Raw genomic sequence first — 18,949 nt, forward strand, 5'->3', positions numbered from 1 at the left:
TCTCGTGTAGGAGCCGGCTTGCCGGCGCACCTCAGGCCCTGAACTGCCCCAGGCTGGCGCGCAACTGCGCGGCCAGGTCATCCAGCACCTTGCTGCTGGCGGTGGTCTGCATCACCACCTCGGCCGAACGCTCGGCCTGAGCGTGGATGGTTTCCACTCGCCCGCGCACCGCCTGCGCGCCATTGGCCTGCTGCTCCGCCGCGCGGGTGGCCAGGCCGATCGCCGCATGCACCTGCTCCACCGCAGCCTGCACCGATTGCTGACGCCGCTCGTTGTCGCGCAGCACCAGCAAGCCTTCGCTGGCCTGGCGCCCTGCCTGGCTGATGGTCGCCACCGCCTCCTTGGCGCCCTGCTGCAGGGCAGCGATGTGCGACTGGATGTCCCCGGTCGAACTCTGCGTCTTGCTCGCCAAGGCACGTACCTCATCGGCCACCACGGCGAAGCCACGCCCGGTCTCCCCCGCCCGCGCCGCCTCGATGGCCGCATTGAGCGCCAGCAAGTTGGTCTGCTCGGCGATGCCGTGGATCACCGTCAGCACCACCTCGATCTGCTCGCTCTGCTGGGCCAGCCGCTCGATCACCTGGGAACCGGTCTGCACCTCGCCGGCCAGGTTCTCGATCAGCCGCGCCAGCTGCGTGGTCGCCTGGCTGTTCTCATCGGTGGCCTGGCGAATGCCCACCACCTGCTGCAATGCCGCCTGCATGGCATGGCTCTCGGCCTGGGCCTCGTCAGCCATGCTCGACAGGTCGCGCAGGCTGGCAGCCACTTCGTCGCGCTGCAACGCGGCGGCGGCATCGGCCCCGGCGTTGCGCTGGGCCATGCTGTCGATCTCCACGCCAGTACGCTGGGCCACCTCGCCAGCTTCGCGGACGATGGGCTGCAGCTTGTCGACGAAGCGGTTGACCGCCGAGGCCATGTCGCCGATCTCGTCGCGGCTGTCGAGCTTGACGCGCTTGGTCAGGTCGCCCTCGCCGGCGGCCAGGTCGTTCAACGCGGCGATCAGCAGGCCAAGCTTGCTGAGTACACGGCGCCCGAGCACCACGGCCACCACCAGCAACACACCCAACCCTACCAGCACCAGGCCCAGGCCGATGCGCCAGCGTAGCTCGGCGGCGGCATCACGCACGGTCTGCGCGGTATTGGCCTGCATCGCCGTGGCGCTGTGCTGTGCTGTCTCCAGGCGCGCACGCAAGGCCTTGCCGCTGTCGGCGGCGGCGGCCACCAGGCTGTCCCCGACCAGTTGCTCGCCACTGGCGATCAAGGCCGCGAAGCGCTGATCGAGGGCCTTCAGTTCCTGGTCGATGCCCGCAGTGGACACGCCCATCAGCACCTTGCCGATCTCTGCGCCGTTGGGGTTGATCGACGCTTCGACGAAGTACACCGACGGATCCTTGCGCGCGGCATCCAGCACCTTGTCCAACGCGCGCTCACCCTGGCCCTTTTCCATCAATGCCTGGTTGATCGGGTTCTGCCGGTTGAGGTAGCGGGTCAGGTGCTGGCCCTGGACATCGTCGTAGATCACGAACAGCACATTGGGATTGCGCTGGGCACGGCGAGCGAAGTCCGAGAGCATCGGCACGTCGTTGTCCCAGATCGCCCGTGGCGCGACCGAGGCCAACAGATCGGCCATTTCATGGGCCGAGTCCCTGAGATTTTCCTCCAGCGTTGCGCGCAGCTGCTGCTGCTCATCCTGCAGACGGCTGGACAGGCCCGCACTCAAACGCTGGCGCGTACTGACCGAAAGGCTGTCGAGCCCAGCCCGGACATCCTCCCCGGCCTGTTCCAGTTCGCCAGCCAGTTTCTGGCTGTCATTGCCCAGGCGCGCCCCCAAATCGGCCTCCAAGGCGGTGACCGTGCTCCGCGTCAGTGCGACGGCAACCAGCACCTGCACCAGAAGAGCGATACCAAGCGCAACAAACACAGGCCGCAACAGGCGGCTTCGTAACAGTGAAAGGATGGCGGACACGTTGTAACCCTCGTGTTTCTGGGGCCATTACTTTGATGGCATTTACAGAAACTTCTTACAGCAAGGGTTGTGCCGGAGGCAGCAGGCATAAACGCCAAAGGGAAGCGCGAGGCAAGGCATTTGTGCGCGCACGCGGGCTGCCCACATGAAAACGCCGCGCCTCCTTGCGGGGGCGCGGCGTTCAGTCGGCTAGCGGGGTAGCTGATCAGGCGAACGGATGACGCAGCACGATGGTCTCGTTGCGGTCCGGGCCGGTCGAGATGATATCGATCGGCGCACCCACCAGCTCCTCGATGCGCTTGATGTAAGCGCGCGCGGCGGCTGGCAGTTGCTCCAGGGTTTTCACGCCCAGGGTCGATTCGCTCCAGCCTGGCATCTCTTCGTACACCGGCTCCAGGCCGATGTAGCTGTCGGCGTCGGAAGGCGCGTCGATGACGGTGCCGTTCTCGTTCTTGTAGCCCACGCAGATGTTGATGGTCTCCAGGCCGTCCAGCACGTCCAGCTTGGTCAGGCAGATGCCCGAGATGCTGTTGACGTCGATGGCGCGACGCAGGATCACGGCATCGAACCAGCCGCAGCGACGGGCACGGCCGGTGGTCGAACCGAACTCGTGGCCACGCTTGGCCAGGGTGGCGCCGGTCTCGTCGAACAGTTCGGTCGGGAACGGGCCGGAACCGACGCGGGTGGTGTAGGCCTTGGTGATGCCGAGGATGTAGTCCAGGTACATCGGGCCAACGCCGGAACCGGTGGAGATGCCGCCGGCGGTGGTGTTGGAGCTGGTGACGTACGGGTAGGTGCCGTGGTCGATGTCCAGCAGCGAGCCCTGGGCGCCTTCGAACATGATGTCCTTGCCGGCGCGGCGCAGGTTGTGCAGCTCGGCGGTGACGTCGAGCATCATCGGCTTGAGCTGCTCGGCGTAGGCCATGCACTCGTCCAGGGTCTGCTGGAAGTCGATGGCCGGCTCTTTGTAGTAATTGACCAGCTGGAAGTTGTGGTAGTCCAGCAGCTCACCGAGCTTGGCGGCGAAACGTTCGCGGTGGAACAGATCGCCGACGCGCAGGCCACGGCGAGCGACCTTGTCTTCGTAGGCTGGGCCGATGCCACGGCCGGTGGTGCCGATCTTGGCTTCGCCACGGGCCTTCTCACGGGCCTGGTCCAGCGCCACGTGGTAGGACAGGATCAGCGGCGCGGCCGGGCTGATGCGCAGGCGCTCACGCACCGGTACGCCCTTCTCTTCGAGCTTGGTGATTTCACGCATCAGGGCGTCCGGTGCAACGACCACGCCGTTGCCGATCAGGCACTGTACGCCTTCACGCAAGATGCCCGAAGGAATCAGGTGCAGAACGGTCTTCTCACCGTTGATCACCAGGGTGTGACCCGCGTTGTGGCCACCTTGGTAGCGCACTACGGCGGCAGCATGTTCGGTCAGCAGATCGACGATCTTGCCTTTGCCCTCATCACCCCACTGGGTGCCCAGGACGACGACATTCTTACCCATAACACTTGTCCTCATTCACGCAAACTTGGTTGCCGGCCCATTGCCGGCGCAGAATCTCAATGGGTCAGCGGCAGAACCTGCCAGCGCCCGTCTTGCTGAATCAATTGCCGATCACAATCCGCCTCGAGAGCAGCACTCAGCGGCTGGCCAGGCAGAGCCTGGACCACACGCTGGCCCTCGTTGCGCAACTGGCAGACCATCTGCCAGAGGGCCGCATCGCTGCTGTCGGGCATCCAGATGCCGCCAGTTGGCAATACGACCTCCGCTCGCCCCAGTGTGACCAGGGTCTTCAAATCCGTGGAGAAACCGGTGGCCGGGCGGGCCCGGCCGAAATCGGCGCCGATGTCGTCGTAGCGCCCGCCCTGGGCGATCGATTGACCCTCGCCCGGGACGAACACGGCGAACACCACGCCGGTGTGGTAGTGGTAACCGCGCAACTCGCCGAGGTCGAAGTACAGCGGCAACTGCGGGTAGCGCGCGGCCAGGCGGTCGGCGATCGCCAACAGGTCGTCCAGCGCCGCCAGCACGCTGGCTGGGGCGCGGCCCAGACGCACGCGGGCCTCGGCCAGCACCTCACGGCCACCACACAGCTCGCACAGGGCGCGCAGCATGTTGCCCAGGTCCTTGGGCAGGTCGGCGGTCAGCGCCTGCACTTCATCGACGGCCTTGCGCTGCAAGGCGTCGAACAGCTGCTGCTCGACCGCGCCGGACAGGTTGGCAGCACGGGCCAGGCCACGGTAGATACCGACATGGCCGAGGTCCATGTGCACATCCGCCACGTCGGTCAGCTGCAGCGTGGCGAGCATCAGGCTGATGATCTCGACATCGCTGGTCGGGCTGGCGTCGCCGTACAGCTCGGCGCCCAGCTGGATCGGGCTGCGCGAGGTGGACAAAGCACGTGGCTGGGCGTGCAGCACGCTGCCGGCGTAGCACAGGCGGCTCGGGCCTTCACGGCGCAGGGTGTGGGCGTCGATGCGCGCCACCTGCGGGGTGAAGTCGGCGCGGAAGCCCATCAGGCGGCCCGATTGCGGGTCGACCACCTTGAAGGTGCGCTGGTCCAGGTCCTGGCCGGCGCCGGTAAGCAGCGACTCCAGGTACTCGATATGCGGCGTGACGACCAGTTCGTAACCCCAACTCTGGAACAGGTCCAACACCTGGCGACGCGCGATTTCGATGCGCGCGGCTTCAGGTGGCAGTACTTCCTCGATGCCATCTGGCAGCAGCCAGCGGTCTACCGTTGCCATTACGCCATTTCCCCTCTGGTCCGGGCGGCCTGCCAGCTGGCGAGCCGTGAGTAAAGCAGGCATTGGCGCACAATAGCGGGCAGCACCGATCCCAGCGCAACCACCGTAGCCAATACCCTCGAATTGCCTTGCGTCCTGACCAAACCGTCAACAGGCCAGCGGCCAATCAACCTTGCAGACGCAAAAAAGCCGGGAATTTCCCGGCTGCCGCATCATACACCCCTTTTCATTCAGGATGCACCCCGCCTGGCATTTTAGCTGCCAGACGGGGCGTTCCCTCATGCGGGCGCCATCAGGGCTTGCTCTTGTCCAGGTAGCGGAAGAACTCGTTCTTCGCGTCCAGGACCAGCACGTCGCTCTTGCTGGAGAAGCTTTCGCGATAGGCCTTGAGGCTACGGTAGAACGCGTAGAAATCGGCGTCCTGGGTGTAGGCCTTGGCATAGATGGCCGCCGCCTGGGCGTCGCCATCACCGCGGGTCTCTTCCGCTTCACGGTACGCTTCGGCCAGCAGCACGCGGCGCTGACGGTCGGCGTCGGCACGAATACCTTCGGCCAGTTCGTTACCCTTGGCGCGGTGCTCGCGGGCCTCACGCTCACGCTCGGTGCTCATGCGGTCGAACACGCTGCGGTTGACTTCCTTCGGCAAGTCGATGGCCTTGACGCGCACGTCGACCACCTCGATGCCCAGCTCCTTGCTGGCCATGCGGTTCAGCGAAGCGGTGATGTCGGCCATCAGCGCGTCACGTTCACCGGAAACCACCTCGTGCAGGGTACGTTTACCGAACTGGTCACGCAGGCCGCTTTCCAGACGACGCGACAAGCGTTCGTCGGCGATCTGCTTCATGCCCGAGGTCGCGGTGTAGAAACGCTCGGCGTCCTTCACCCGCCACTTGGCATAGGCATCGACCATCACCGCTTTCTTCTCCAGCGTCAGGAAACGCTGGGTCGGGGCGTCGAGGGTCATCAGGCGGGCGTCGAACTTGCGCACCTGGTTCACGTAAGGAACCTTCACATGCAGGCCAGGCTGGACATCGGCCTTGACCACGCGACCGAACTGCAGCAGTACCGCGCGTTCAGTTTGCGAGACGATGTAGAAGCAGTTCCAGGCGACGATCGCCAGCACCACGGCGCCGATCAGGGCGAACAGCGATTTATTGCTCATCAGCGGCTCTCCCTGGAACGCAGCGGCGGTTGTGGTTGCAGGTCCTGGGCGGCGCGCGCGGCGGCGTCATTGACCGACGGCGAAACGCTGCTGACCGGCGCTGCAGGGTTGCTGCGGCTGCCTTCGACCATCTTGTCCAACGGCAGGTAGAGCAGGTTGTTCTGCCCGTCCTTGGCCGTGACCAGGACCTTGCTGGAGTTGCTGTAGACCTCCTGCATGGTGTCCAGGTACAGGCGCTGACGCGTGACTTCCGGCGCCTTGCGGTACTCGGTGACCAGCTTGCTGAAGCGATCGGCCTCACCCTTGGCGCGGGCGATGACTTCGTCGCGGTAGCCGTTGGCGTCCTCGATGATGCGCTGCGCCTGGCCACGGGCCTCCGGCACCACGCCATTGGCGTAGGACTCGGCCTGGTTGCGCGCACGCTGCTCGTCCTCACGGGCACGGATCACGTCGTCGAAGGCTTCCTGCACTTCACGCGGGGCTGCCGCGCTCTGTACGTTGACCTGGGTGACGGTGATACCGGTACGGTAGGTGTCGAGGAAACGCTGCAGACGCTCGCGGATGTCCACGGCCATCTGCTCGCGGCCTTCGGTCAGCACCTGGTCCATCGAGGTGGAACCCACCACGTGGCGCAGGGCGCTGTCGGTCGCATGCTGCAGGCTGACTTCCGGCTGGTCGACGTTGAGCACGAAGTCCTGCAGGTTGCTGATGCGGTACTGCACGGTCAGCGGCACTTCGACGATGTTCTCGTCTTCCGTGAGCATCTGCCCCTGCTTGGTGTAGGCCCGCTCGCGGGTCACGTTTTCCATGTACTTGCGGTCGATCGGCGGGAAATAGATATTCAGGCCGGGACCGACGGTCTCGTAGTACTTGCCGAAGCGCAGCACCACGGCCTGCTCCTGCTCGTCCACCACGTACACGGCGTTGTACAGCCAGATTGCCGCCAGAGCCGCCAGGCCGATGCCCAGCAGGCCGTAGCCGCCACCCTTGCCGATATTGCGGTCACCGCCGCCGCCACGTTTCTTGCCACTGCCGAACATGCCGTTCAGGCTGTCCTGCAGCTTGCGGAAGGCCTCGTCCAGATCCGGTGGACCTTTCTTGTCGCCACCACCGCCGCCGCCATTACGGCGACCGCCCCAGGGATCCTGATTGTTCGAGTTGCCACCCGGCTCGTTCCAAGCCATAGCGCTCTCCATCTGATAAAGCAAAGACGCGCCCACGGCGCGCCGTCCAATGCTACAGAATGCCTGTCACCGCTGCCCGCCGACCTCGACGGGCATTTATTGCAAAGTGTGTTGCTCGACAAACACTTGCGGCTCCATGCCTTCGCGGCTGACCAGGCGATTCAGCTCGACCCTGGGCAGTCGCACGCTCAGCAGGCTGCGCCCTTCTTCATCATGCTCTTCACTCTGCACGGCACCCAGGGCAAAGAATTGCGCGCGCAAGCGGGCAAATCGCTGCTCCAGGCACAGGGTGCCGACATACAAGTCGTCCCCCAGCAACTCGGCCACCGCCTGGCCAACCAGCTCCAGGCCACGTCCATCGCGTGCCGATACCCAGACCCGTTGCGGCTTGCCATCGGCATCGCGCTGAATCTGCGGCTCGACATCTTCGAGCAGGTCGAGTTTGTTATACACCTCGAGGATCGGCAAGCTCTCGGCGCCGATCTCGCCCAGCACCGCCAGCACCTGCTCGATCTGTTCCATGCGCTCGGGCTCATGGGCGTCGATCACGTGCAACAGCAGGTCGGAGTTGCTCGACTCTTCGAGCGTAGCCCGAAATGCCTCGACCAGCTTGTGCGGCAGGTGGCGAATGAAGCCCACGGTGTCGGCCAGCACGATCGGCCCCAGGTCGGCCAGCTCGAGCCGGCGCAAGGTCGGGTCGAGGGTGGCGAACAGCTGGTCCGCGGCATACACCTCGGATTGGGTGAGGGCGTTGAACAGGGTCGACTTGCCGGCGTTGGTGTAGCCCACCAGCGACACCGATGGAATGTCCGCGCGCTTGCGCCCGCGACGGGCCTGTTCGCGCTGGCTGCGCACTTTTTCAAGGCGTGCCTTGATCTGGCGCAGGCGCACCCGCAGCAGACGGCGGTCGGTTTCCAGCTGGGTCTCACCCGGGCCGCGCAGGCCGATACCACCTTTCTGTCGCTCAAGGTGGGTCCAGCCGCGCACCAGCCGCGTGCTCATGTGCTCGAGCTGGGCCAGTTCGACCTGCAGCTTGCCTTCGTGAGTACGCGCCCGTTGGGCGAAGATATCGAGAATCAGCCCGGTACGGTCCAGCACGCGACACTCGAAGACACGTTCGAGGTTGCGTTCCTGGCTGGGCGTGAGGGTGTGATTGAAAATCACCAGGTCGGCTTCGGCTGAATGGACCAGGTCGCGTAGCTCCTCGACCTTGCCGCTGCCGATCAGAAACTTGGCGGTGGGCTGATGCCGCGCCACTGTTACCAGCGAGACGATATCGGCTCCGGCCGACAGCGCCAGCTCCTGAAACTCCTGCGGGTCTTCGCGCGCCTCAGGGTTCTGACCTTCCAAGTGAACGAGCAGCGCTCGCTCACCACCACCGTGGCGCTCAAAGAACAATGCAGGCTCCTACTTTCAAGCGTTGCCTGGCTCGCTATCGCCGTGATCGGCATCAGTCGGGCTTGGCAGGCGAACCGGACGGGCAGGGACGACAGTCGAAATGGCGTGCTTGTAAACCATCTGGCTGACGGTGTTCTTCAGCAGCACAACGAACTGGTCGAAGGATTCGATCTGGCCCTGCAGCTTGATCCCGTTGACCAGATAGATCGAAACCGGGACTTTTTCTTTTCTCAAGGTGTTCAAGTAAGGGTCTTGTAGCGAATGCCCTTTTGACATATGCCGCACTCCTGTAAGGATCAATAGTAGAAAATCAAGAAAATCGATAAATTATGCCGCCCCTTCGCAAGAATAGACGGCATTTGGCAGGGACTCAGCTCAATATGGAGACGGTCCCCAGGTATTTCAAGGTGCGGGACAGATTGTCGCAGGCCAGGCTATCCAGCCAGTGCACGCCTTCCCAGCCGCGCAACCAGGTGAATTGGCGCTTGGCCAGCTGGCGCGTGGCAATGATACCGCGTTCACGCATCTCATTCTCAGACAGCTTGCCGTCGAGATAGTCCCAGACCTGTCGATATCCCACTGCCCGTATAGACGGCAGTTCCGCGTGCAAGTCACTTCTGGCCCGCAGCGTTCGGACCTCGTCGACGAAGCCCTGTTCCAGCATCTGCGAAAATCGTAACGCAATTCGCTCATGCAAAATGTGACGATCTGTAGGCGCTATCGCCAGGCTGGCGACAGTATAGGGCAAATGCTCGCCCGCGCTTGCGTCTGCGCCGCGACTTTCCGCGAATTGACGCTGGCGGTGGGCGGTCATTGTCTGGCCGCTCACACGGTACACTTCAAGCGCGCGAACCAGCCGTTGCGGGTCATTCGGATGGATACGCGCGGCCGATTCCGGGTCGACCTCGGCCAGTTGCCGATGCAATTCGGCCAGGCCCAACGTGCCGGCCTGGGCCTCGAGCTCGGCGCGCACTGACGGATCGGCGGCCGGCATGTCGGCCAGGCCCTCTACCAGCGCCTTGTAATAAAGCATGGTGCCGCCGACCAGCAACGGGATCTTGCCGCGCGCGGTGATCTCGGCCATGGCCTCGTGGGCATCAGTGCAGAAGCGCTTGGCCGAATAGCTTTCGGCAGGGTCGATGATGTCGATCAGCCGATGCGGGTGGGCGGCCAGCACTGCTTTGGAGGGCTTCGCGGTGCCGATGTCCATGCCGCGATAGACCAGGGCCGAGTCGACGCTGATCAACTCACAGGGCAGCACCTTGGTCAGCTCGATGGCGAGGTCGGTCTTGCCGGCCGCGGTCGGGCCCATCAGGAATATCGCCGGGGGTTTCGCGCTCATCTCATCGACCCCGCAGGAACAGCTTGTCCAGGTCGTCCAGGCCCATCTGGGTCCAGGTCGGCCGGCCGTGGTTGCACTGGCCGCTGCGCTCGGTGTTTTCCATGTCGCGCAGCAAGGCGTTCATTTCCGGGATGGCCAGGCGCCGGTTGGCGCGCACCGCGCCATGGCAGGCCATGGTCCCCAACAGCTCGTTGAGGTGCGCCTGGATACGGTCGCTGGTGCCGTACTCCATGAGGTCGGCGAGCACATCCTGCACCAGGCGGTTGGCCTCGGCCTGCTTGAGTAACGCCGGAATCTGCCGGATCGCCAGGGTCTCGGGGCCCAGGCGCTGCAGTTCGAAGCCCAGCCGCTGGAACCACTGGGCATGCTCCTCGGCGCAGTCGGCTTCGCGCTGGCTCATTGCCAGCGACTCCGGCACCAGCAGCGGTTGGCCGCTCAGGCCTTCACTGGCCATGGCCACCTTGAGGCGCTCGTACATGATGCGCTCATGGGCCGCGTGCATGTCCACCAGCACCAGGCCGACGGCGTTTTCAGCCAGGATGTAGATACCCTTGAGCTGAGCCAGGGCGTAGCCCAGCGGCGGAATGTCGCCCTGGCTATCCGGCAGGCTGCTGGGCGCAGCGCTGGCGGTATCCAGCGGCGCGTAGAATTCGCGATAGGCCGCCTGGGCCTCGCCGACATTCAAAGGCTGCGCAGGTCGCGGCGTGTACTGGTACTGATAGCCCGCACCCGAGCCACCGCCGGAGAACGTCGGGCGTTGCTCGGCCTGGGGCTGCTCGAGCACCGGCGAAGCCAGGCGCATCTCGCCCTGGGGGCCGAACTCGCCAGCTTGCTGGCCGCTGGGACGGACCATTTCGCTCGCCGCCGCCGGGGCCGCGAGCTGGTCTTCCGGGCGCACATCGGCCAGGGCCCGGTGCAAGGTGCCATAGAGGAAGTCGTGGACCATGCGCCCTTCACGAAAGCGCACTTCGTGCTTGGTGGGGTGGACGTTGACGTCCACCCCGGTCGGGTCGCACTCGAGGAACAGCACGAAGGTCGGGTGCCGGCCATTGAACAGCACGTCGCGATAGGCCTGGCGCACCGCGTGGGCGACCAGCTTGTCGCGCACAGCGCGGCCATTTACGAAGAAGTACTGCAAGTCGGCCTGGCTGCGCGAGAAGGTCGGCAAGCCCACCCACCCCCAAAGGCGCAGGCCGTTGCGCTCGACATCGATCGGCAGCGCCTGTTCGAGGAAGCCCGGGCCGCAGATGGTGCCGACCCGCCGAGCCCGGGCCATCTCATCGCCAGCCTCATGCAGGCTGAAGATGGTCTTGCCGTTGTGGCGCAGGTGGAAGCCTACGTCGAAACGCGCCAGCGCCAGGCGTCGAATCACTTCTTGCAGGTGATCGAATTCGGTCTTCTCAGCCTTGAGGAACTTGCGCCGGGCCGGGGTATTGAAGAACAGGTCGCGGACCTCGACCGAGGTGCCGACCGGGTGCGCCGCGGGCTGCACCCGTGGGAGCATGTCACGGCCTTCGGTCTCCACCTGCCAGGCCTCGCTGGCCTCGGCGGTGCGCGAGGTCAGGGTCAGCCGGGCGACCGAACTGATCGATGCCAGGGCCTCGCCGCGAAACCCAAGGCTAAGTACGCCTTCGAGATCCTCCAGTTCGCGGATCTTGCTGGTGGCGTGACGCGCCAGGGCCAGCGGCAGGTCATCGGGGGCGATGCCACTGCCATTGTCACGCACCCGCAGCAGCTTCACGCCGCCCTGTTCTACCTCGACTTCGATGCGCCGGGCCCCGGAGTCCAGGCTGTTCTCCAACAACTCCTTGGCCACCGAGGCGGGGCGCTCGACCACCTCGCCGGCGGCGATCTGGTTGGCCAGCCGTGGGCTGAGCAGCTGGATACGCGAACCACCACTCATTATTGCGACGCCAAGGCAGTGGTGGGGATATCCAGGTGCTGGCCGACTTTCAGCTCGTCGCTCTTGAGGCTGTTGCTGCTGCGCAGGGCAGCAACGCTCACCTGGTAGCGCACGGCGATCATCGCCAGGGTCTCGCCGGGACGCACGGTGTGCTCGCGCGGGCCCTGGGCGATCTTGCCGCTGTCACGCAGCCAGGCGATGTAGGTGCCTGGCGGCGGGTTCTGCTGGAAGAACTGCCGAACCCCGGTGTGGATCGAGCGAGCCAGGGCCTGCTGGTGGCCACGGGTGGCCAGCTTGGCGGCCTCGTTGGCGTTGGAGATGAACCCGGTTTCGACCAGGATCGACGGGATATCCGGCGACTTCAGCACCATGAATCCGGCTTGTTCCACGCGCTGTTTGTGCAACGGCGTGACCCGGCCCATGTTGCCCAGCACCTTCTGCCCGACATTGAGGCTGGAGCTCAAGGTGGCGGTCATCGACAGGTCGAGCAGCACGCCTGCAAGCATGCGGTCCTTGTCGTCGAGGCTGACGTTGCCGGCACCGCCGATCAGGTCGGAACGGTTTTCCGTGTCGGCCAGCCAGCGCGCGGTCTCGGAGGTGGCACCACGGTCGGACAGGGCAAATACCGAGGCACCGAAGGCGGCCTTGGACGGCGCGGCGTCGGCGTGGATCGAGACGAACAGGTCGGCACCTTTCTTGCGAGCGATCTCGGTGCGTTTGCGCAGCGGGATGAAGTAGTCGCCGGTACGGGTCAGTTCGGCGCGGTAGCCCTTCTCGGTGTTGATCTGGCGCTGCAGCTCCTTGGCGATCTGCAGCACGATGTCTTTCTCGTGCTGGCCACGCGAGCCGGACGCGCCTGGGTCTTCACCGCCGTGACCTGCATCGATGGCGACGACGATGTCACGCTTGCCACTCGGTGGCGGTGGCAACTTGATCGCCGGCTGCGCCGGAGTGACGGGCACCGCCGGCGTGGTGGCCGGTGGCTGCGGTGTCGGCGGCGGCGTCGGGTTGCTGGCGGCGATGGCGTCGGCCTCCTGGTCGTACAGATCGACCACCAGGCGATTGCCGTACTGGGCATTCGGCGCCAGGGTGAAGCTCTTCGGCGACACGGCCTTTTTCAGGTCGACCACCACCCGCAGGTCGGTAGGCGTGCGCTGCGCCGAACGCACGCTGGTGATCGGCGTGTTCGAGGTGGAGACGTTCAGCGGCGCGCCCAGGGTGGCGCCGTTGATGTCGATCACCAGGCGATCGGGAGCGGTCAGGGTGAAGACGCTGTGCTGCACAGGCCCGGACAGGTCGAAGACCAGCCGCGTGTTGTCCGGAGCGCGCCACAGGCGCATGCTCTTGACTTGAGTGACGGCCAGAGCGTCAACGGTCACCGCGGTCAGCAGCAGCCCAACGACAGCGACCAGTGCGCGTATGCGCATACCTTTCCCCACTTACTGTATGAATTCTTTGGCCAGAACGGCACACCAGGCTTCGCCGCGAGCCCCCTGCGGCGACAGGTTCAGCGAACGTCCGCCCGCTTGCGGGCTTATGGTAATGGTCAGGTCAGGCTTTGGCAAAACGCCCGCGCCTTTATCGGGCCATTCGAACAGGCACAATGCATCGCCCTCGAAATAATCGCGAATGCCCATGAACTCGAGCTCTTCCGGGTCGACCAAGCGATAGAGGTCGAAATGGAAGGCGCGAACCTCGCCAATCTCGTAGGGTTCAACCACGGTAAATGTCGGACTTTTTACCGGCCCGATATGGCCCAGGCCACGAATCAGCCCTCGGGACAGGGTAGTTTTGCCGGCCCCCAGGTCGCCCTCGAGAAAAATCACACCATGACCTTTGGTCACTTCGGCCAGTTTCGCGCCAAAGGCGACGGTGGCGTCCTCGTCGCCCAGAAACAGGGTTATGCCTGACACGCTGAATGCTCCTCCAATAACGCTCTTATGACCGGCACCAGATCACTGGCCGCCAGCCCTCTACCTTTGACACCCAACCGCTCGCCGGCACACGCATGCAGCCACACCCCCAGGCACGCGGCCTGCCAGGCATCCAGCCCCTGGGCCAGCAAGGCTGCCAGCACGCCGGTCAACACATCGCCCAATCCGGCACCGGCCATGGCTGGGTGCCCACGGCCGCAAAACGCCAACTGCCCGCCAGGGTCGGCCACCAACGTGCCGGCGCCCTTGAGCACGCAGACGCTGGCGTAGCGACGCGCCAGCTTGCGTGCCGCACCCGGCCGGTCGGCCTGCACCGCCTCGGTGGAAATCCCCAGCAGGCGCGCGGCCTCGCCGGGGTGCGGGGTGAGGATGCTGCCGCTGGGCAGTGCCAGTGGCGTGCGTGCCAGCAAGTTGAGCGCATCGGCGTCCCACACCTGTGGCCGGTGGGCATTGGCCACCGCCGACAACAGGCTGCGCCCCCAACCGGCCTGGCCGAGACCAGGGCCGACCACCAGCACCGTGGCACGCTCGAGCAACGCCATCAGCTGGTTGGCCGAGCTCACGCCCAACCACATGGTCTCGGGCAGGCGTGTCAGCCCCGCAGCTACGTGCTCGGGGCGGGTAGCCACGCTGACCAGGCCGGCGCCGCAACGCAACGCCGCCTCGCCACTGAGCATGACCGCGCCGCCTGTGCCGAGGTCGCCACCGACCACCAGCACATGGCCGAAATCGCCCTTGTGGGCATCAGCGGCACGTGGCGGCAACCTGGCCAAGGTCAGGCTGCTGAGCGGTAATGGGGGGTGTTTGGTCTGAGGCATGGGGTCAAAGGCTCCGATGTCTGGCAGAATTATACGCACCTCCGCTTGTAATGCTTGTTCATCCATGTCCGCCGACCTTCCAGACATCGCCACACTGGCCCAATCGATCAAGGATTGGGGCCGCGAACTCGGTTTTGCCCATGTCGGCATCGCCGGTGTCGACCTTGGCGAGCACGAACAGCACCTGCAGCGTTGGTTGGCCGCCGGCCACAACGGTGAGATGGAGTACATGGGCGAGCATGGCAGCAAGCGCTCGCGCCCGGCCGAGCTTATCCCCGGTACGTTGCGGGTGATCTCGCTGCGCATGGACTACCTGCCCGGCGACACGCAGATGGCCAAGCGCCTGGCGGACCCTGAAAAAGCCTACATCTCGCGTTACGCTCTGGGCCGCGACTACCACAAGCTGGTGCGCAAGCGCGTGCAGCACTTCGCCGACCGCATCCAGGAGGCCATCGGCCCGTTCGGCTACCGCGCCTTCGTCGACAGCGCCCCGGTACTGGAGAAGGCCCTGGCCCAAGAGGCTGGCCTTGGCTGGATCGGCAAGAACACCCTGCTGCTCAACCGCAAGGCGGGCAGCTATTTCTTCCTCGCCGAACTGTTCGTCGACTTGCCGCTGCCGATCGACGGCGTGCAGGGCAGCGATCATTGCGGGCGTTGCCAGGCCTGCCTGGATATCTGTCCGACCCAGGCGTTCGTCGGGCCCTATCAGCTCGATGCCCGGCGCTGCATCTCGTACCTGACCATCGAATTGCGCGGGGCCATTCCACTGGAACTGCGCTCATTGATCGGTAACCGGGTGTTCGGTTGCGACGACTGCCAGATCGTCTGCCCGTGGAACCGTTTCGCCAAGACCACTACAGAAGACGACTTCATGCCGCGCCGGGGGCTGGACAATATCGAGCTGGCCGAGCTGTTCCTGTGGGATGAAAAGCGCTTTCTCGGCTGTACCGAAGGCTCGCCATTGCGCCGGGCGGGGTATGAACGGTTCCTGCGTAACCTTGCGGTGGGGCTTGGTAATGCGCCCTCGACCATCCCGGTACTGGAGGCGCTCAATGCCCGACGGGATGATCCTTCGGAGCTGGTACGCGAGCATGTGGAATGGGCGCTGGCCCGCCACAACGCCCTTTAACGTAGCCCGCAGCCTACTACCCACTCACCCCTCTCGCTTTGGCTTTGGCTTTGGCTTTGGCTTTGGCTTTGGCTTTGGCTTTGGCGATCATCAGGTTATCCACAGCACTCGCTAGCGACAGCTGCGCCAGTGCAGGCGCCGCCCGTAACTTCGCGACTTCAGGAGGCCGAACGCAGGCCTTGCGTAGGGAGGTGACGGGCATGGATGCCCGTCAAGCGCTGGGGCCCAGGATGGGCCCTACAGCGCGGTCCTCCCGGGAGCAAGGCCGGAGTGAGGGAACCCGGAGCGTAGCGGAGGGCCGGATGAATGGAGCGAGGATTTTTTGCTTACTTTTTGATCCTTCAAAAAGTGAGCCGCCGTAAGGGCGGAAAGGTGATTGAGCGTCGACATAGCAAATGAATGCGCTTACACCTGTAGAAACCCACACCGAACGACTTTGACTTTGACTTTGACTTTGACTTTGACTTTGACTTTGACTTTGACTTTGACTTTGACTTTGACTTTGACTTTCAGAGCGTGGGTTTCGAAAGTTATACGCGCATTCATTGGCGATGGCGACGCACACTCACCTTTCCGCCCTTACGGCGGGTCCCTTTTTGAAGGATCAAAAAGGAACCAAAAAATCCTCGCTCCATTCATCCGGCCCCTACGCTTCGCTCCGGGGTTCCCTCGCTCCGTTCTTGCTCCCGTGGGGACCGCGCTGTACGCCCCATCCTGGGGCGCAGCGCTCGACGGCCATCCATGGCCGTCGCCCCACTACGCAAGAACTCCGCTCGGCCTCCTGAAGTCGCAATTTGTGTCGCCTGAACTATCGCGCGCTTAGAAGCAAAATCAAAAACAGAGCAAGAGCAAGAGCAAGAGCAAGAGCAAGAACCTTGAGCGGCTATCGAAGCACTGCTGCGTACATACAGTGATGACCTCTCGCCGGCAAGCCGGCTCCTACAGGGAAACTGAAAACTTCAACGCATTGCCGATGTCACTGTTGATCGTTGTAATGAAACTTCGGCATTTCCCAATGAAACCGAATCGCCAACAACCGCACGAGAAAACCACCGAACAAGGTCAGGAGCATGGCCTGCTCCGCCGGCACCTTGAAGTAAACACACCCCAGATAGAACCAAGCCGCCGCGAACGAAACACTGGCATATAGCTCACGCCGAAACACCAACGGAATATCGTTGCAGAAGATGTCCCGCAGGATGCCGCCAAACACCCCGGTAATCACCCCGCTGATGGAAGCGACAAGGAACCCTTGCCCCATCTCCAGCGCGGTCATGCAGCCGATCAGGGTGAACGCCACGAGCCCCAGGGCGTCGAGCACCAGGAACAACGACCGCAGATGGCGCATCAAGGGCGCGATGAAGATGGTCAGCAGCGCCGCGAAGCTGGTCAGCACCAGGTACTCAGGGTGCTTCACCCAGGTCAGCGGGTAGTGCCCGAGCAGCACGTCACGCACTGAGCCGCCACCCAGCGCGGTAACGCAGGCAATCAACACCACGCCGAACCAGTCCATGCCCCGTCGGCCGGCAGACAACGCGCCGGTCATGGCTTCAGCGGTAATGGCGATGAGGTAGAGCATCAACAACATGGTGCGGCCCCGAGCAGGAAAGGCGCGCAGTCTACCCAGTCGCACGCGGCACCAAAAGAGGGCGCGCCGACAATCGCCGGCGCCCGGCAGGTCAAACCTTGATGAAATGCTCGCGGTAGTGACGCAGCTCGGCAATGGACTCGCGAATATCGTCCAGGGCCAGATGGGTACCACCCTTCTTGAAGCTGTCACGCACTTCCGGCGCCCAGCGCGCGGCCAGTTCCTTGAGCGTGGACACATCGAGGTTGCGATAGTGGAAGTAGTTTTCCAGCTCGCGCATGTGGCGATAGAGGAAACGGCGGTCCTGGCAGATGCTGTTGCCACAGATCGGCGACTTGCCCTTCGGCACCCACTGCTCGAGGAAGGCAATGGTCTGCGCCTCGGCCTCGGCCATGCTTACCTTGCTCTCGCGCACGCGCTGGGTCAGGCCCGAGGCGCCGTGGGTGCGGGTATTCCACTCGTCCATGCGCTCCAGCACTTCGTCGCTGTGGTGGATGGCGATCACCGGGCCTTCGGCCAGGGTGTTCAACTCGCTGTCGGTGACGATGGTGGCCATCTCGATGATGACATCGTTGTCCGGATCCAGGCCGGTCATCTCCAGATCGATCCAGATCAGGTTCTGTGGGTTGTGCATGCAGGTGCTCCTCGAATAGCCCGTCATATTAGCCTAGCCAGGCGGCTCATGGGCGTAGCGTGCTAAACTGCCGCCGTTTTCTTTCTGCCCCGCCGACACGGAACCTTCATGGCCAAACGCCAGCTCAACCGCCGCCAGAACTGGCGCATCGAAAAGATCCAGGGTGAACGCGCCGCCCGCGCCGCCAAACGCGAGCAGCACGTGCTGCAAGAGCTGGAAGGCGGCGACCTGGGGCCGGAGCAACTGGGCCTGGTGATTGCCCACTTCGGCGTGCAGGTCGAGGTCGAGGCCCAGGACGGCGAAGCCGCCGGCCAGGTTTTCCGCTGCCACCTGCGGGCCAACCTGCCGGCGCTGGTGACCGGTGACCGTGTGGTCTGGCGCGCCGGCAACCAGGGCATCGGCGTGATCGTCGCGCAGATGCCGCGCAGCACCGAGCTGTGCCGGCCGAACAACCATGGCCAGCTCAAGCCGGTGGCAGCCAACGTCGACCTGATCGTCATCGTCTTCGCCCCGGCCCCCGAACCGCACCCCAACCTGATCGACCGTTACCTGGTCGCCGCCGAGCATGCCGGCATCCGCCCGTTGCTGCTGCTGAACAAGGCCGACCTGATCAACGACGAGAACGCCCCGACCCTCAATGCCATGCTCGAGGTCTATCGTGGCCTGGGCTACCCGCTGCTGGAGGTTTCGGCGCACCAGGGCGATGGCATGCAGCGCTTGCAGCAGACGCTCGATGGCCATATCAGCGTGTTCGTCGGCCAGTCGGGCGTGGGCAAGTCCTCGCTGGTCAACAGCCTGCTGCCAGATGCAGGCACCCGTGTCGGCGACCTGTCGGAATGGTCCGGCCAGGGCACCCACACCACCACCACCGCACGCCTCTACCATTTCCCCAATGGCGGTGACCTGATCGACTCGCCGGGCATCCGCGAATTCGGCCTGGGCCATGTCAGCCGCGATGATGTCGAGGATGGCTTCATCGAGTTCCGCGAACTGATCGGCAACTGCCGCTTCCGCGACTGCAAGCACGACCGCGAGCCAGGCTGCGCGCTGCTCAAGGCGCTCGAGGACGGCAGCGTCACGCAACAGCGCATGAACAGCTACCGCTCGATCATCGCCAGCCTGCCGGAAGACAGCTACTAATCCACTCGG

General features: G+C 64.3%; 16 protein-coding genes. 2 read left to right on the forward strand and 14 right to left on the reverse strand.

Annotated elements, in window-relative coordinates:
* Positions 1-31 precede the first annotated feature (31 nt).
* From E3U47_RS07105 to E3U47_RS07160, 12 genes are all read right to left on the reverse strand, one after another.
* Positions 32-1,966, reverse strand: a complete 1,935-nt coding sequence (locus tag E3U47_RS07105; protein WP_134690287.1) for a methyl-accepting chemotaxis protein — start codon at positions 1,964-1,966, stop codon at positions 32-34.
* A gap of 205 nt (positions 1,967-2,171) precedes the next feature.
* On the reverse strand, positions 2,172-3,464 hold the full coding sequence (locus E3U47_RS07110) for an adenylosuccinate synthase (RefSeq protein WP_134690288.1): 1,293 nt from the start codon (positions 3,462-3,464) through the stop codon (positions 2,172-2,174).
* Between the two features lie 56 nt (positions 3,465-3,520).
* Positions 3,521-4,708 carry an ATP phosphoribosyltransferase regulatory subunit gene (locus tag E3U47_RS07115; RefSeq protein ID WP_134690289.1) on the reverse strand — a complete coding sequence of 396 codons (1,188 nt, stop codon included), beginning with the start codon at positions 4,706-4,708 and terminating at the stop codon, positions 3,521-3,523.
* Positions 4,709-5,000: 292 nt separating this feature from the next.
* On the reverse strand, positions 5,001-5,870 hold the full coding sequence (hflC, locus tag E3U47_RS07120) for a protease modulator HflC (RefSeq protein WP_134690290.1): 870 nt from the start codon (positions 5,868-5,870) through the stop codon (positions 5,001-5,003).
* Positions 5,870-7,054 (reverse strand): FtsH protease activity modulator HflK, encoded by a 1,185-nt coding sequence (hflK, locus tag E3U47_RS07125; protein ID WP_134690291.1) that lies wholly within the window; start codon positions 7,052-7,054, stop codon positions 5,870-5,872. Before hflK ends, hflC begins: the two co-directional genes overlap by 1 nt.
* A 96-nt stretch (positions 7,055-7,150) precedes the next feature.
* Positions 7,151-8,452: a ribosome rescue GTPase HflX gene (gene hflX, locus E3U47_RS07130; protein ID WP_134690292.1), complete on the reverse strand. Its 1,302-nt coding sequence runs from the start codon at positions 8,450-8,452 to the stop codon at positions 7,151-7,153.
* Positions 8,453-8,467: 15 nt separating this feature from the next.
* Complete coding sequence (hfq, locus tag E3U47_RS07135; RefSeq protein WP_134690293.1) at positions 8,468-8,728, reverse strand: RNA chaperone Hfq; 261 nt, start codon at positions 8,726-8,728, stop codon at positions 8,468-8,470.
* A 94-nt stretch (positions 8,729-8,822) separates the two neighbouring features.
* Positions 8,823-9,794 carry a tRNA (adenosine(37)-N6)-dimethylallyltransferase MiaA gene (miaA, locus tag E3U47_RS07140; RefSeq protein ID WP_134690294.1) on the reverse strand — a complete coding sequence of 324 codons (972 nt, stop codon included), beginning with the start codon at positions 9,792-9,794 and terminating at the stop codon, positions 8,823-8,825.
* A gap of 1 nt (position 9,795) precedes the next feature.
* Positions 9,796-11,697 (reverse strand): DNA mismatch repair endonuclease MutL, encoded by a 1,902-nt coding sequence (mutL, locus tag E3U47_RS07145; RefSeq protein ID WP_134690295.1) that lies wholly within the window; start codon positions 11,695-11,697, stop codon positions 9,796-9,798.
* The gene (locus E3U47_RS07150) at positions 11,697-13,136 is read right to left on the reverse strand and encodes an N-acetylmuramoyl-L-alanine amidase (protein ID WP_372239489.1); all 1,440 of its coding nucleotides are present in this window, start codon (positions 13,134-13,136) and stop codon (positions 11,697-11,699) included. Before E3U47_RS07150 ends, mutL begins: the two co-directional genes overlap by 1 nt.
* Entirely contained in the window at positions 13,137-13,610 is a 474-nt protein-coding gene (gene tsaE / locus E3U47_RS07155; RefSeq protein WP_134690297.1) for a tRNA (adenosine(37)-N6)-threonylcarbamoyltransferase complex ATPase subunit type 1 TsaE, read from the reverse strand.
* Entirely contained in the window at positions 13,598-14,449 is an 852-nt protein-coding gene (locus E3U47_RS07160; protein ID WP_134690298.1) for an NAD(P)H-hydrate dehydratase, read from the reverse strand. The genes tsaE and E3U47_RS07160 overlap by 13 nt, the downstream gene beginning before the upstream one ends.
* 64 nt (positions 14,450-14,513) lie before the next feature.
* On the opposite strand from E3U47_RS07160, the gene queG reads away from it, so the two are divergent.
* Positions 14,514-15,578: a tRNA epoxyqueuosine(34) reductase QueG gene (gene queG / locus E3U47_RS07165; protein WP_134690299.1), complete on the forward strand. Its 1,065-nt coding sequence runs from the start codon at positions 14,514-14,516 to the stop codon at positions 15,576-15,578.
* A gap of 976 nt (positions 15,579-16,554) precedes the next feature.
* On the opposite strand, the gene E3U47_RS07185 is transcribed toward queG, so the two are convergent.
* Together E3U47_RS07185 and orn are read right to left on the reverse strand one after the other, a co-directional pair.
* A complete protein-coding gene (locus E3U47_RS07185) occupies positions 16,555-17,166 on the reverse strand; it encodes a trimeric intracellular cation channel family protein (RefSeq protein ID WP_023630647.1) in 612 nt (203 codons plus the stop codon).
* 91 nt (positions 17,167-17,257) lie between these two features.
* Positions 17,258-17,800 carry an oligoribonuclease gene (gene orn, locus E3U47_RS07190; RefSeq protein ID WP_134690300.1) on the reverse strand — a complete coding sequence of 181 codons (543 nt, stop codon included), beginning with the start codon at positions 17,798-17,800 and terminating at the stop codon, positions 17,258-17,260.
* A 108-nt stretch (positions 17,801-17,908) separates the two neighbouring features.
* Between orn and rsgA the strand changes: the two genes are divergently transcribed.
* A complete protein-coding gene (gene rsgA / locus E3U47_RS07195) occupies positions 17,909-18,940 on the forward strand; it encodes a small ribosomal subunit biogenesis GTPase RsgA (RefSeq protein ID WP_134690301.1) in 1,032 nt (343 codons plus the stop codon).
* The last annotated feature ends 9 nt before the right edge of the window (positions 18,941-18,949 follow it).

Source organism: Pseudomonas sp. RIT623 (assembly GCF_004519305.1).
GTDB lineage: Bacteria > Pseudomonadota > Gammaproteobacteria > Pseudomonadales > Pseudomonadaceae > Aquipseudomonas.